The organism is Murimonas intestini (genome assembly GCF_024622195.1).
GTDB lineage: Bacteria > Bacillota > Clostridia > Lachnospirales > Lachnospiraceae > Murimonas > Murimonas intestini.
Genome location: NZ_JANKBI010000014.1, coordinates 105398 through 121078 on the forward strand (window position 1 = coordinate 105398; position 15681 = coordinate 121078).

General features: G+C 46.4%; 13 protein-coding genes. 1 reads left to right on the top strand and 12 read right to left on the bottom strand.

Annotation, left to right across the window (positions count from 1 at the left end; translation table 11 throughout):
* Positions 1-199 precede the first annotated feature (199 nt).
* From NSB28_RS17945 to NSB28_RS17985, 9 genes are all read right to left on the bottom strand, one after another.
* A complete protein-coding gene (locus NSB28_RS17945; protein ID WP_109747942.1) occupies positions 200-820 on the bottom strand; it encodes a GNAT family N-acetyltransferase in 621 nt (206 codons plus the stop codon).
* A 191-nt stretch (positions 821-1011) separates the two neighbouring features.
* The gene (locus NSB28_RS17950; protein WP_109747941.1) at positions 1012-1626 is read right to left on the bottom strand and encodes a nucleoside/nucleotide kinase family protein; all 615 of its coding nucleotides are present in this window, start codon (positions 1624-1626) and stop codon (positions 1012-1014) included.
* Positions 1627-1865: 239 nt separating this feature from the next.
* Complete coding sequence (prfA, locus tag NSB28_RS17955) at positions 1866-2939, bottom strand: peptide chain release factor 1 (RefSeq protein ID WP_109747940.1); 1074 nt, start codon at positions 2937-2939, stop codon at positions 1866-1868.
* 59 nt (positions 2940-2998) lie between these two features.
* Entirely contained in the window at positions 2999-3829 is an 831-nt protein-coding gene (gene prmC, locus NSB28_RS17960) for a peptide chain release factor N(5)-glutamine methyltransferase (RefSeq protein ID WP_109747939.1), read from the bottom strand.
* Entirely contained in the window at positions 3826-4869 is a 1044-nt protein-coding gene (locus tag NSB28_RS17965; protein WP_109747938.1) for a DUF1385 domain-containing protein, read from the bottom strand. The genes prmC and NSB28_RS17965 overlap by 4 nt, the downstream gene beginning before the upstream one ends.
* A 70-nt stretch (positions 4870-4939) precedes the next feature.
* The gene (rpmE, locus tag NSB28_RS17970) at positions 4940-5149 is read right to left on the bottom strand and encodes a 50S ribosomal protein L31 (RefSeq protein WP_109748028.1); all 210 of its coding nucleotides are present in this window, start codon (positions 5147-5149) and stop codon (positions 4940-4942) included.
* A gap of 246 nt (positions 5150-5395) precedes the next feature.
* Positions 5396-7078 (bottom strand): transcription termination factor Rho, encoded by a 1683-nt coding sequence (gene rho, locus NSB28_RS17975; protein ID WP_109748027.1) that lies wholly within the window; start codon positions 7076-7078, stop codon positions 5396-5398.
* A 269-nt stretch (positions 7079-7347) separates the two neighbouring features.
* On the bottom strand, positions 7348-7722 hold the full coding sequence (locus NSB28_RS17980; protein ID WP_109747937.1) for a TIGR04086 family membrane protein: 375 nt from the start codon (positions 7720-7722) through the stop codon (positions 7348-7350).
* Between the two features lie 187 nt (positions 7723-7909).
* Positions 7910-10018 (bottom strand): hypothetical protein, encoded by a 2109-nt coding sequence (locus NSB28_RS17985; protein WP_109747936.1) that lies wholly within the window; start codon positions 10016-10018, stop codon positions 7910-7912.
* A gap of 293 nt (positions 10019-10311) precedes the next feature.
* Here NSB28_RS17985 and NSB28_RS17990 point away from each other — a divergent pair, with 293 nt between their 5' ends.
* On the top strand, positions 10312-11607 hold the full coding sequence (locus NSB28_RS17990) for an HlyC/CorC family transporter (RefSeq protein ID WP_109747935.1): 1296 nt from the start codon (positions 10312-10314) through the stop codon (positions 11605-11607).
* 119 nt (positions 11608-11726) lie between these two features.
* On the opposite strand, the gene NSB28_RS17995 is transcribed toward NSB28_RS17990, so the two are convergent.
* From NSB28_RS17995 to NSB28_RS18005, 3 genes are all read right to left on the bottom strand, one after another.
* Positions 11727-12617 (bottom strand): RNA polymerase sigma factor region1.1 domain-containing protein, encoded by an 891-nt coding sequence (locus NSB28_RS17995; protein ID WP_109747934.1) that lies wholly within the window; start codon positions 12615-12617, stop codon positions 11727-11729.
* Between the two features lie 54 nt (positions 12618-12671).
* A complete protein-coding gene (locus tag NSB28_RS18000) occupies positions 12672-13961 on the bottom strand; it encodes a S41 family peptidase (protein WP_109747933.1) in 1290 nt (429 codons plus the stop codon).
* Positions 13962-14094: 133 nt separating this feature from the next.
* A complete protein-coding gene (locus NSB28_RS18005) occupies positions 14095-15675 on the bottom strand; it encodes a murein hydrolase activator EnvC family protein (protein ID WP_109747932.1) in 1581 nt (526 codons plus the stop codon).
* Positions 15676-15681 lie beyond the last annotated feature (6 nt).

A 15681-nucleotide genomic window follows, 5' to 3' on the forward strand; every position in this document is an offset into this window, starting at 1 on the left:
TTATACGGTATAAGCATTTGATTTTCAATTCATTTCATGAATAATGTTTGGGAAAACAAGAATTTTCGCTGCTGACGGCAAAATCAGCCGCAGCGAATTTACCTGGTAATTAAAAAAGGCCATTATCAGCATTACAAACTGATAATGACCCCTGTTGTTTATTCAGCTCTCAGACAACATTTAAGACATGATTACGTGTTCAGTGCCCACCCTGTTCTCCGTTCTGTCCGGCAAACTCCTTTTCGTACTCCATTGACGGGAGCTTTGTGATTTCTTCATCATACACCGGAGCTTCCAGATATATGCCTGTGACATCTTTTAAATATCCTTCTTTTAATTCAATAGCCATAAATGCCGGCGTGTCTGCCTGCCATTCAGTCTCAATGCCATACTTACTGGCCTGCACAAACCCGAAACGCGGATAGTACTCCGGGTGGCCAAAGAATAAAATTGCTCCATATCCCAGCTCTTTTGCCCGCTTCATAGAATATCTCATTAAAGCGCTGCCCACTCCCATTTTCTGGAATTCCGGCAGTACGCTCAGTGGCCCGAAATTCAAAGTATCCACAAGTGAGCCGTCCGGCCGGCGAATATGAGAATGGCTGTAGATAATCTGTCCTACCGCTTTTCCATCCACATAAGCCACAAAATCCAACTCTTTTATCCCCACTTCTTTTCGAAGCATGTGAAGCATATAAGGCTCTGTACAGCCGACACCAATCTCAGCGATCCTGTCATCCCTGTAAAATGCCTGGCGTGCAATGTTTTCTGTCTCTTTATAATCTTTTTCTTCTGCTGGTCTGATTTCTATTTCTAACATATATTTTCTCCTTTTCTGGAGAAATCCTGCTATTTAGCATTGCCCCTCCAAAACGATAATTTTATTTTTTTCATGTATCGTCAACCCACCTTTCATAATAAATTTTTATTATAACTCTTGCGAGATATAAACTGAATGACTCCATTTTTAAGCATCACTTATACAAGATCCAATATCAATTATTTCATCAATTACTTCATCAGACCAAAATGGCAGGAAACCATTTGGACTACTCCTTCAATTTCAGTCTGTCCGTCATTTACAAAACTAAGATACCCATTTTGGATACATTGCCTCTTTACCTCTTCTGCAAACAGGCAGTCTCTTTCCATCCAATTATCAAAGGCTTTCTGGACGTCGCTGCACCCCTCCAAAACGTAAGGCACCCATTCTCTCTGGGCATAATGGCTTATCTGAAAATCTTTAGCCGGTACTACCGCCAGGTATCTGTTCCCGGAAATATCCCGCTTTTTCATCAGGCAGGGCAGGTAAGCTGCACCTTCTGTTATAATATCTCTGCCCTTACTGACTGCTTCCAGGTCCTGCATAATAAAATCAAATATTTCCCCGTAAAACTGCAGTTCTTCTCTGCACTGCAAAGACGGCTCTCTCATCCAGATCTCTTCCGGACTCATTTTGCTCTGCCTGCTGCAAATTTCCATCCCGGCAGCAGCGCCGTCATTTGTATACTTCTCTAAATAATCATCAACTTTAAAATAGTATAACCCGTATCTTTCTGCCAGAATCTTCGCAGCCGTACTTTTGCCGCTGCAGGGAGAACCGCCCATATAATATATTTCTTTCATAGAAATCTCCTGAACTTTATTTGGTAAATGTATTAGTATGGTTAAAGCTGTATGTCCAGATATCCATTCTAAGCCCTCCTGAAATTCAGATCATTCCTAACAGTTTCAGGTTAGATTATAACATATGTTACAATATTTTCATATACAAAAGTGCCCAATATTGGCACAAAAGCCAATATCAGGCACTCATTTTTTATCTCATATATATCAATTCACTATAACTGATCTGTTATAACTCCTTAACTCTCATTCATATTGGCAAGTTTGGCCGCCTGATCCGCTGCGATAAGACTGTCTATCACTTCATCCAGATCACCGTTTAATATATTATCCAGCCTGTGGAGAGTCAGCTTGATCCTGTGGTCCGTGACACGTCCCTGGGGGAAATTGTAAGTCCTGATCTTCTCAGAGCGGTCTCCTGTCCCTATCTGGCTCCTGCGGGCTGCTGCCTCCGAAGCCTGCTGTTTTTCCAGTTCCATCTCATACAGCTTGGAACGGAGCAGCCGGAAGGCCTTTTCCTTATTCTGCAGCTGTGATTTTTCTGTCTGGCTGTAAATTACGATCCCTGTGGGATAATGTGTCAGACGCACAGCTGAGTCCGTAGTATTGACACACTGTCCGCCGTTTCCTGACGCACGCATGACATCAATCCTGATATCTTTATCATCGATCACAACATCCACCTCTTCCGCCTCCGGCATGATGGCAACTGTCACTGTGGAAGTATGGATGCGGCCGCCACTCTCTGTCTCAGGCACACGCTGCACACGGTGCACACCGCTCTCATATTTCAGCCTGGAATAAGCTCCCTGTCCAGTTATCATAAATACTACTTCTTTGAAGCCTCCGATTCCATTTTCATTTAAGGAAATGATCTCTGTCCTCCATCTGCGTCCTTCTGCATAATGCACATACATCCTGTAGATTTCTGCTGCAAAGAGAGCTGCCTCATCACCGCCTGCGCCTGCACGGATCTCCACCATAACGTTCTTTTCATCATTTGGGTCTTTGGGAAGGAGCAGTATCTTCATCTCATGCTCCAGCTCCTCGATCCTCTTCTTTGCATCATTCAGCTCTTCCTTCAGCATCTCACGCATCTCTTCGTCAGATTCCTCCCCCAGAAGGGCGAGGCTGTCTTCCACCGTCTGCCTGCAGTCTTTATATTCTTTATATGCCTCCACTATGGGAGTCAGGTCACTCTGCTCTTTCATCAGCTTCTGAAACCTGCCCTGGTCATTTATTACTGAAGGCTCATTTAACTCGCTTAATATTTCTTCAAAGCGGATCAATAAATCTTCTAATCTGTCAAACATCTCTATTCCTCCTAATACCTGTCACCTGTATAAAATCCAAAAAATTATTCCGCCCGCTATCAGGGCAGCTTTCCTTTTACCACGCGGTCTAGTCCTGCCAGGTCTTTTATTACCCTGACGTCCGAAAATCCGGCACTCTTCATCATTTCACTGACAGAGAGTCCCTGGTCATATCCGATTTCAAAAAGAAGCCATCCTCCAGCCTTCAGAAAACCACAGCTCTTTGTGATGATCTGCCTGTAGAAGTAAAGCCCGTCCTCTCTTCCGTCAAGGGCGCCTGCAGGCTCATGGCATCTCACCTCTTCCATGAGCTTTGAAATCTCGTCCGTAGGTATATACGGCGGATTTGACACGATCGCATCATATTTCCCATCTATATTCTGAAATAAGTTTCCCTGTATGAAATCAATACATACTCCCTGCCGGGCCGCATTTTCTTTTGCCACATCCAGCGCGGCATTTGAGATATCCACGGCAGTTCCCAATATATCCTGTTTATATTTCATCAGGCTGATGATGATACAGCCTGAACCGGTACACATATCCAGCACATGGCTGCCGGGCTTTATGACTTTTAAAGCTTCCTCAACAAGAATTTCCGTATCCTGTCTTGGAATCAGCACATTCTCATTTACCATAAAAGGGATCCCCATGAACTCCTGCTCACCAGTCAGATGCTGCAGCGGAATATGCCTGGCCCTGTCTGAAAGCATGCTCTGATATCTGGCATATAAAGGGCCTGGCATTTCCTTTTCCCTGTTCATCAGGAACCAGGACCTGTCGCACTTACAGCTGTATTCCATAAGATACCAGGCATCTACAGGCGCATTATCGATTCCACGGGATACCAGATACTCCTCAGCCTTCTTCAAAGCCTCCTGATATGTCATGCCCCCGCCTCCGCCGGACTGCTCCCTTCTGCCTCTGCCGGATCTGCCTGGCCTGTTGGATCCGCCATATCTGCCGGAGCCTGCGAAACCATATCTTCCCTGGGATACTCCCAGTTAAAATTCTCAGCCAGATAAGCCTTCCAGTCAAATACGGCTTCCACAGATGCTATAGCCACTTCAACCATTGATTCATCCGGCTCTCTTGTAGTCATGTTCTGCATCCACAAACCGGGCTTGCTCAAAAATTCTACGACCTTATTCTCACTTCTGCCTGCAAGGCGTATAAACTCATAAGAGACACCTGCTATGACTGGTATGAGAAGAAGGCGGATCACCACCCGCCACACAGGTGAGTCCACACGTATGAAAATAAAGAAGATAACACTCACGATCATAACAAAAAGCAGAAAGCTGGTACCGCACCGCTTATGCTGTTTGGAGCTTCCCATAACATTTTCTGTATTCAGTTCAAGCCCATGCTCTATACAGTTGATACACTTATGCTCTGCACCGTGGTACATAAAGACCCGCTGGATATCCTTCATCCTGGAAATAAGCAGGATATATCCGGCAAAGATGACAAGCCTCAAAACTCCCTCAGCCAGGGCGATCAGCGTCTCTGACGATATCACATGGCGCAGGACCCCCGCCAGGAAATATGGCAGCATCATGAATATCACAACTGCCATTACAACGGAAAATGCAACTGTTCCCCCCATTATAACGGAGTCTGCCTTGCCTTTTGTTGCCTTGTCCAGCGCCTTCTCCACTCTGCCAGGCTCCATTTCTTCATCTTCCATGAAAAAATCAGCTGAATACATGAGAGTTTTCATTCCCAGCACCAGAGAATCTATAAAACTGAACACACCGCGCACAACCGGCAGTGACTTTATTTTCTTATTTTTGATGATGCCTTTATATTCCTCAACCTTAACTTCTATTTCCTGATCCGGCTTTCTGACAGCTACGGCATATTTATCGCCGTTTTTCATCATAATGCCTTCCATGACTGCCTGTCCGCCTATATTCGATGACTTCATAAAATCACTCTTTCCGACATTTAAAAATAGGTTGAGATTTTGCAACCTCAACCTTATCTTTATTGCTACATTATTTGTCTGCGCTAATACCATATTTCTTGTTGAATTTATCAATACGTCCGCGGGCTGCAGCAGATTTCTGCTGTCCTGTGTAGAATGAATGACATTTTGAACAAATTTCTACGTGGATTTCTTTCTTTGTAGAACCTGTTACAAATGTATTTCCGCAGTTGCATGTAACTGTTGCCTGATGGTATTCTGGATGTAAACCTTCCTTCATGATATTCACCTCTTCTTTTTTATTTGTGAACTGCTTATTGCACCCTCTCATCCTAAGGGATGCAACCGATTCCCGGCCAATACTGCTCCTCATGTTTCCACAGTAAGATATCCCGGGCTACCCCTGCAAGTCCCTGCAGTTGCGATTCATCCTTTGTTGTCTGTAACGTTGGATGCTTATGTCTCTAAAACAGCTCTTGAATTATATCATATTTTGTCTGGAAATGCAAGTTCTTTAGCTGCCCCATTAAACATATTTTTGTCTTCTGACTGTGGATGTAAATTCTTTATTATTTCTGGTCCTGACAAAAAGATTTAAGATATTTTCCACTGCCTCGTCAGACTTCATTCCATTTAAGGCCTTCCTCATGATATAAGCTGCCTCCTGCTCATCTGCATCCAGAAGCAGATCGTCACGCCTTGTACCTGATTTGGGGATATCGATAGCAGGAAATACTCTTTTCTCGGAAAGCTTCCTGTCCAGAACAAGCTCCATATTACCTGTGCCCTTAAATTCTTCATAGACCACATCATCCATCTTACTGCCCGTATCCACAAGCGCTGTGGCAAGTATGGTAAGGCTGCCGCCCTCCCTCATATTCCTGGCGGCACCGAAGAACCTCTTTGGCATATGGAGGGCTGCAGGATCAAGTCCGCCTGAAAGTGTACGTCCGCTGGGCGGAACAGTCAGGTTATATGCCCTTGCCAGCCTTGTGATACTGTCCAGAAGGATCGTCACGTCTTTTCGGTGCTCTACAAGCCGCTTTGCCCTTTCTATAACCATCTCCGAAACTCTCTTGTGATGTTCCGGCAGCTCGTCAAAGGTAGAGTATATGACTTCCACATTCGGTCCGCAGATAGCTTCCCTGATATCTGTAACCTCCTCCGGGCGCTCGTCGATCAGAAGAATGATCAGATGCATCTGCGGGCTGTTCCTGAGAATTGACTTGGCCACATCCTTCAGCAGGGTTGTCTTACCTGCCTTTGGCGGGGAGACTATCATACCCCTCTGTCCTTTTCCGATAGGGGATATCATATCCATGATCCTCATAGATACTTCCTTGGGTCCCCTTTCCATCCTCAGCCGCTCATTTGGAAAAATAGGGGTCATGTCCTCAAAATTCAGCCTCTTTGCCGCCTCTGCCGGGTGAAGGCCATTGATCGTCTTCAGATAGAGAAGGGCGCTGAATTTCTCCTGCTGAGTCTTTACCCTGGTATTCCCTGCAATAATATCACCAGTCTTCAGGTTAAAGCGGCGTATCTGTGAAGGAGACACATACACGTCATTTTCACCAGGAAGATAATTCTCACACCTGATAAATCCATATCCGTCCGGCAGCACCTCCAGAATCCCGGATGCCTGCTGCCCGCTGTCCAGCTGTGACAGTTCACTTGACGGCGCGGCGCTGCTGTTGTTATTGTTGTTATTATTACTATAGCTGTTGCTACTGCTGTTATTGCTGCTGTTGTTATTACTGCTGCTGCCGTTATTATTGTTATAGCTGCTGTTAGTATTGCTGTTATTATTACTTCCGCTGTTATTGCTTGTATAATTATTGTTTCCGCCGCTGTTGCTGCTGTTATTGCTTGTATAATTATTACTTCCGCCGCTGTTGCCGCTGTTATTGCTTGTATAATTATTACTTCCGCCGCTGTTGCCGCTGTTATTGCTTGTATTATTACTTCCGCCGTTATTGCTGCTGTTATTACTATTATTGCCGCTGTTACCTTTATTTGCTCTTACTTCTCTGTTTTCTTTCTTTTCTTCCGGCTGGCTTACGCTTCCATCGCTGCCATTTTCTTTTGTATCTGCTTCCAGCATGCGCTCGATCACTTCACTTTTACGCAGCCCGGAAATATGTCTCAGACCTCTTGCTTTTGCAAGTTCTTTTAGAGCCGCTGCTGACAGCGACTCATATTTTTCGCGCATTGATTCCATAAAAACTCCTTTCGTTATGATAACCAAAATTTTATAAATACATTTATACTCTTTTCAATCCATTTGAACTAAATATTCTCTTTCTGCTTTATAAATAACTTTCACAGGGATTGTTGTCAGAAATGACCGAATTCATTAAGACATTAATACTATAACACATATTATCCCGGAAATCCAGCATTTATAGCACTGGATTTCCAGGATTTGTAAGTACGGTGTTGCTGTTCACTCCGTGACCAGTAACATCATGGCTGCTGCTTTCAGGCCAGCATGCCCCCGAGCATGCCTCCGCCCATACACATCAGGAAAGTAGTGATCAGCTGCCAGGGTTCTGCCTGAAGTGACTGGTTTGCCAGCAGTGAGATTATGGTAAGCATCACAAAATACGCGCAGCCAACAATAAGCCCCCACATAAATTTCCTGCTCTCTACGCCTTTTCCTGCGATCCATCCTCCCAGAAAGCTGGAAATAATATAGACTGCAATGATTCCAATTGTCACCTTTCCTTCATCTAGTTCCAGCTTAAAAAGCAATGCCGCCAGGATCAGAAGCAGAATGCCTGTCACCACATAAGAAATCATTAAAGATTTCAGGACCACCATTACTTTCGATTTCTTCCAAATACTATTTTCCATACCGCCCCTCCTCTTAATCACAATATATGTGTGATGAAAGTGTATTATTCCTCCTGGTCCATATAAACTGAAATCAAAAAAGGGAAGGATACTCTGCGTTTACAGAATAACCTTCCCTTTAACTTTAATTTCAAGAATGCCTTGCATTCGTATTGGTCAGTAAATCACACACCTGCTGAATATCAGCCTATAAATCTTCCAGCCTTCTCCTGCCGGCAAAAAGTGCACCTGCCATTAACAGCAAAGCTCCTGCTCCCAGCATGACATACAAAAAGATATCTGTCTCATCGGCTGTCTTAGGAGCGCTTGTGCTGCTCTGGGCATATCCTGAACCAGAACTTGCCTGTCCCTGTCCGCTGCTCCCTGTACCGGATGGTGCACTGGTCTGAGGCGTGGTACTGCTTGTCTGGGTTCCTGTACCTCCTGTACTGTTTCCCCCTGTGCTCCCGCTTCCTGTACTGCTTCCTCCTGTACTTCCGGTTCCCGTGCTGTTTCCTCCCGGTGTGGCGTTTCCGGGCTTACTCGTTCCCCCTGTACTGCTGCCTCCTGGTGTATTATCTTTTTTCTCAGTCTCATCCTTAGAGCCTTTTCCAGGTGAATCTGCTGTCTGTCCATTGATCCCAATACCAGAAATGACAGTACTTCCCGCTATGCTGAACGGGCTGAATGAACTTGTCTCAAAAACCAGCATTCCATTTTCCTGCCTTGGAATAATCTTCTCATAGCTTCCATCTGCTTTATAGTGGAAAATTACAGGTTCCTGGGCATTCTCCCCAACCGGAGCCGGAATCATTACAGTCACCTGTTCCCCTTCCGGCAGATAATACGGTATATCATCATAAAGATTCCAGAGGCAGAGCTCATAAGGAGCTATAATATCCATTCCCTCTTCACTGGACGCTGTCTCCGACTTATCTCTGAGTACTACACGGAACTGTACAAACCATGGGAAATCGCCCACTACTGACACGCCCGCTTCCGTTTTATTTAATTCACTGGATATACTCTGTGCAGTCCACAGCGCCTCTATTGCCCCCTGACTGACCTGGGAAAGTTCTTCCTCCGTCAATGCATCAAACATTTTGGAAACTTCCAGGACCTGCATTACATCATCCCTTGATGATACCTGCAGTGCATATGCGCTGTCCATGAATGCTGTCACAGGATCTTTTGCCTGGCTTTCACTCTGTGTCTCTGTCTCTTTTTCGCTCTGGTCTTCGCCTGATCCCTCTGTCACTTCCGTCCAGCCCTCATTCTGGCCTTCTGTGGCTTTTTCTGATTCCTGCTCTGACTCACTCTGGCTTTCTGTGGCTTTCTCAGATGAGCTGCTTTGATCGTCCGCAGGTTTCTCTGCCGCTTCTGTTCCATCCTGCTCCTGGCTGCTCCCGCTCTCTTCCGGCGCCTCTGTTAAGCCTTCACTCTGAGTGCTTCCGGTCTCCTGCGGTGCCTCTGTCATGTCCTCGCTCTGGCCGTTTCCAGTCTCTTCCGTTGTCCCGGTCAAGTCCTCACTCTGGCCATCACCGGTCTCCTCTGCCGCTTCTGTCCAGCCTTCATCCTGGCTGCTCTCAGACTCTTCCGGCGCCTCTGTCCAGCCCTCATCCTGACTGTTTCCGGTCTCTTCCGGCGCCTCTGTCCAGCCCTCATCCTGGCTGTTTCCGGTCTCTTCCGGTGCCTCTGTCCAGCTCTCATCCTGGCCGTTTCCGGTCTCTTCCTGGGGTTCTGTCCAGCTCTCTGTGGATCCTTCAGTCCACTCATCTCCGGATTCACTGCCGCCTTCCAGCGCTTCGCCATATTTCATTGTCACCCCGGTGTCAGTTGTAATGATACCTTCCGGAGCCTTGACCTTTTCACCCCAGATTCTCAAAACAACTCCATCCAGATTCAGGCTCCCGGAATTTTTAATCAGAACGTCTCCGCCGCTGACAGTCACTCCGCCGATTGCCAGAGAACCGCCTTCCTTTATCCTGATCACCGGACCGTCCAGATCATCTGATGCCTTCAGCACCACATCTGACTCCGAATACCAGTCACTCTCGCCTGATACAGTCAGCGTCCCTGTCACGATAATCGTTCCGCTGCCGCCAAGCAGTCCCTCAGCCTGATAGAACGAAGCTACCGCATGATCTGCATCCGCTCCTGAATTCTCATCTGAACCATTCTCCCCGTCCAGATACACGACAGCGCCCGATGCCCTCACCACCGGTGCCGGCATTACTGACAAAATCATAAATAATGTCAGCACATATGCCAGCGCAACTTTTGCTGCCCTTTTCCCTGCTGCTTTTTCCCTGTTCATTTTCTCCTCCTCGCCTTTTGGGCTCTCCATTCTATTACAGGCGTCCCGCCTTTGATTCCTGCTCCGGCACAAAACCGGCCGCAAGTGTAATGTTCCTGATAATTGTATCATATTTCTACACGAAATGACAAGCATTTATTACGAAATTATTAACAATTCTTTGCATTATTTTTGAATCCTTGCAATTAATCTTAAAATATTGTATATTCCCATATATAACCTAATGAAATGAGACAGGAGCCGCAAGCCCCTGTCTCATAGGATAAACGTTTAAATAAAAAGGAGATGATGTTTTGGATTCCAGTGATGCCATACAGTTGGTCGTACTAGTTATCCTGCTGGTTTTATCAGCTTTTTTTTCATCAGCGGAAACTTCTATGACCACGGTAAACAAAATAAAAATAATGAGCCTTGCCGATGAGGGTAGTAAGAAAGCTTCCACGCTTCTGAAAGTGATTGGCGATTCCCCCAAGATGCTCAGTACTATTCTGGTGGGAAACAATATTGTCAATCTGAGCGCTTCCTCCCTTGCCACCACCCTTTCCATGAAATTGTGGGGCAACGCCGGCGTAGGTATAGCCACCGGTATCCTGACACTTTTAATATTGATTTTCGGAGAAATATCACCTAAAAACCTTGCAACGATTTATGCAGATAAGATAGCTTTGACATATGCCGGTGTTATATGGTTCCTCATGAGGATCCTGACACCAGTCATATTTCTGGTAAATGTCCTGGCAAACCTGTTCCTGAAAGTGCTGCATGTAGATCCGTCAGCTAAAATGAATTCCATGACAGAGCATGAGCTGCGCACGATCGTAGATGTCAGCCATGAGGACGGAGTCATCGAGAGCGATGAACGCCAGATGATTTATAATGTGTTTGATTTCGGGGATTCACAGGCAAAGGATATTATGGTTCCCCGTGTAGAGATGGTTTCAATCGACATAAACGGCACTTATGATGAGATCATACAGGTCTTCAAAGAGGAGAAATTTACAAGGCTTCCGGTATATGAAGACAGCCCTGACAATGTAATCGGAGTAATCAATATCAAAGATCTTCTTTTTTATGATTCACCCCAGGACTTCCACATACGTGATATATTGAGGGAGCCGTACTTCACTTATGAATATAAAAAGACATCTGAGCTGATGGTAGAGATGAGGCAGGATTCTATTAATTTCACGATCGTCCTTGACGAATATGGCGCAACTGTGGGACTGATCACCCTGGAAGATCTTCTTGAGGAGATCGTAGGAGAAATCAGGGATGAGTATGACAAAGATGAAGAGGACCTGATCCGCCATGTGAATGACCATGAAATTGTAGTCGAAGGCTCTCTGAAGCTGGACGACTTAAACGATGCCCTGGATCTGGATCTGTTTTCTGAGGATTATGATTCTGTGGGCGGATATATTATCGAACGCCTGGACCACCTTCCAAAGGCAGGCGAGTATGTAATGTCGGATGACGGGATCCGCCTTGTGGTTGATTCTGTAGAAAAAAACAGGATAGATAAAGTTCATCTGTATCTGCCCGAAAAGAAAACTGACCCGGAAGAGACAGAAGAAGCTTCTGAGGGTTAAACATTTTTCATAATCTGATAAGGATTTCCCATGAGGCATGAGCCGCCGGGAAATCCTTGTTTTTTATACGAAACTGTACAAAACATACTTTTGTTCCGCCCTTTATTCAGTTTCTTAACTCATTCAGTCCCAAGGGCACCGCTGTCTCCATGAGCATGGCCGCAGCAGTCTCCCTCATGCTCATGATGATGTGCATCTGCACTGTCTTCTATCTCAATCTCGTCCCCTGCCATTCTCAGGATATCCTCTATCTCCTCGATGGGCATTTCCAGATAAACAGATAATTCCTCAATACTCACCTTGTGTTCCAGGTCAAGTGTAAGATTTTCAATCGCCTCGCTTAAGAAATTTACCCTCTGGGCAATCTCTTCATCCATGTCTCTGGCATTTGCCTGTTCTTCCAGGGCTGATTCCATTGCATCTGCCACTGACCGCCTCACATATTCCCTGTATTCTGAAAGGCTTCCAAGTGTTTCCAGACCGTCCAGCGCCAGCATCAGGGCAATATTTCCCTCCTGTATCAGGTCACTCTGAGGAAGCACACCGTGGCGGTATTCTTTAGAAATGTCATAGACAGTCTGCAGATTCAGTTCGATAAGCCTTCCCTTTGCCAGGGTATCCCCGGCAGCAGCTTCCCCGTAAAGCTTCTCTTCCTCATCGCCATCAGCAGGTTTAACACTTTTTATATCCTCCAGATACATCCTTACATAGTCATCTTCCAGTACGTCTTCTGTTTCCGGATCAACAGCTTCATCCAGTTCCGGTTTCCCTTCTTCCTTTTGTACCCTCTCTGCCTCATCCTCCGCTGCTGCAGATCCCGGCATTGTATATCCATCCACCCGGATCTTCTGCCCCAGCAGATACTGGTAAATAAGTTCCATCTGATTATCGTCCAGATGCGCATTTTTGAAAAAATCTTTAATCTCTTCTACTGTAAGCCTTCCCTGCTTTTCATCCGCCAGCTCTTTGATCTCGCTCAGCATCTCGCGAAAAATTATTTTCTCCTGCATATCCTGCCCTCTCTATTTTTCGTTTAATAGTAACTATTCAGTAAATGCACAGCCCTACTGAATAGTAGAATTTAATATTTCAATTGCTTTCTGAAGCTGGTTGTCTTCCTCATGTGTGACTGTTACCTTTTTCTTGAGTTCTTCATTCAGATCTATCACCACATCCGGAGTAACACCTATTTCATGGATATCATTTCCTTTTGGAGTGTAGTAGTGGGCAATTGTCAGTTTGAGAGCCGTACCATCCTCCAGCTTGAATATCCTCTGTACGATCCCTTTTCCATATGTCTGTGTACCCACTATGGTACCCGTTCCGTAATCCTTTATAGCTCCGGCAAATATCTCCGATGCGCTTGCGCTGGAACCGTTCACTAATACAGCCATGGGCTTATTAAACTGGTGCTCTGCATCCGATCTGTATTCTTCCCTGTTCCCTGCTTTATCCTCTGTATAGACGATCAGCCCTTCCGGAAGAAGCTGATCCAGCATTGCGGTACATGTCTGAAGAACTCCGCCCAGGTTGTTCCTCAAATCTATCACAAGCTTTTCCATTCCCTGACTCTCCAGATCTGTAAGCGCCTCAGTAAACTGGCCCTCCGTGATGGTATCGAAACTGCTGACTGCAATGTATCCGATCTTATTCTCCAGCATCTCGTGAGTAACTGTGGGAACTTCTATATCCATCCGGGGCACATCAAGCTTGACAGGCTCAGTCTCCCCATCACGCATGACCTGTATATGGCTGACATCATCCTTACCTGTTTTAATCATAGAAACCACTTCTGTGAGGTCCACTCCGGTAACAGGTGTGTCATCCACAGAATACAGAATGTCCCCCGGCAGCATACCTGCCTCAGCAGACGGAGTCCCCTCATAACATTTTACCACCGTTATCACGCCTGTTGACTTGTTCTGGGAAAGGGTGGCGCCTACGCCATAGTACTCTCCTGATGTGGACTCGTTGACCTTCTCCAGCTCTTCCGCCGTATAGAAACCAGCATACGGGTCTGCCAGTCCGGCAACCAGCCCTTTATACACATAAGTCTCCACCTGGCTGCTGTCTATCTCATTAATAAATGCCTCATTTACTATCCCTTCAATCTCATGTATCTTATCCAGGATCCTGTCATCATCCAGAGAAAGTGTATACGGATCCTCAGCAGCCTGGGTCTCCCCCACTGCTGCAGATGCCTCTGTCCCCCTGGCAGCGCTGCTCCTGGCCTCGATCGTACTCTTCACAAAATATACGATGCTGACACAGAGCAGCATTACCAGTATCCCGCTCACAAACCCTCTTGTAAAGCGTTCATTGTCATTTTGATTCCTGTTTTCATTATCTGCCATATTCTGCTCCTTTTATACCACTGATTATTCGCCGCTCTGTCTATAGAAGAAAGGTTTTGGCTCCGATATAATTTTATCATCCCCAAAACCTTTTTATTCCATCTTTATAGAGGCCCCACGGGCCCGGCCCCGTTTATCCTACGTAATCATGTGGGTTTACATATGACCCGTTTACTGTAACTCCGAAGTGGAGATGCGGGCCTGTGGAATATCCCGTCGATCCGACTGCCGCTATCACATCTCCCTGATTCACAGTCTGCCCCGGTGAGACAAATAGTGCGGAAGCATGCATATAAACAGTTGACAACCCGTTTCCATGATAAATTATGATATAATTGCCTGCAGATGTACTGTAGGTGGCAGTCATGACTGTGCCTGATGCAGCCGCCAGGATATTAGAACCATAGGACGCACCTATATCAAGGCCCTGGTGGTAGGTGGAAGCTCCCTCTATAGGAGATTCTCTCTCTCCATACTCACTTGTGATCACATAACTGCTGGGCGCCGGCCATATAAAGCCGCTGCTGGTATTTGTGTTCCCAGCTCCGCCAGATGCCTGCTGCTGTTGCTGTTGTTCGGCCTCCTGCTGCTGCTGATCTGCCTGCTGCTGCTGTTGCTCGGCTTCCTGCTTCTGCTGCTCAGCCTGCTGTCTCGCCGCTTCTGCTTCTGCCTGCAGCCTTTCCGCTTCTGCCTGGGCTGCCGCCTGAGCCTCTGACTCCTGCTGCTGCTGGGCCGCCTGGGCTGCCGCTTCTGCTTCCGCCTGTTTTGCCGCTGCCTCGGCCTCTGCCTGAGCTGCTGCCTCTGACTGGGCCTGGGCCTCCGCCTGAGCCTGTTCAGCCTGCTGTCTCGCCGCCTCTGCAGCTGCCTCAGCTTCCGCCTGGGCCTGAGCTGCCGCTGCCGCATTTGCTTCCTCTATGGCCCTCATCTGCGCCTCATAAGATACGATCTCAGCAAGGACGCTGTTCTGCGCTTCCACCTCATCCGCATATTCCTGGGCCAGACTCTGTGACTGTGCTATCTCATCATTATACTGGCTGATCTCACCCTGCTTGGACGCAAGTACATTTTCAACCTCAGACTGCTGAGCAGAAACCTCGCTGTGAAGGCCCTGACTCTCCTCATATGCCTTCTGGAGTTCCTCCTCCTTCTGTGCCACAAGCTCTTTTGTCTCCTGGTACTTCTCCAGCATCTCCCTGTCATAGTCTGATATGCTTGTTATATAATCAGCCCTGTTCAGAAGGTCTGCCATTGACTGGGCATTTAACAGAAGTTCCACATATGCCACATTTCCATTTTCATACATAAACTGGATTCGCTTCTTCATGGCCTCATATTGTTCTTTTTCTGCCGCCTTTGCCTCTTCCAGAAGCTTCTGCGTCTCTTCTATCTGTGTTTCCTTTGTACTTAGATCATCAGAAAGAGTCTGAAGCCTCTCTGATATTTCATTGAGTTTCCCGTCAAGCTCAGCCACGTTCTGTTCTAAGCTTCCCTTTGCCGTTTCCAGATCGTAGATCCTGCCATTGACTTCATCCAGATTCTGCTGCAGCTCGTCTTTGGCAGCTTCCGCCTCTTCCCTGCTCTGTGAGGGCGCTGCCAGCTCCGTATTATTGTCCTGTCCGCTTCCTTCAGCGCAGACAGGCATGGTCAGATTGAAGACCATTGTACAAGAAAGAATTACTCCAAGTGTTTTCAATATCCTGCTTCCTTTTTTCATGTAATC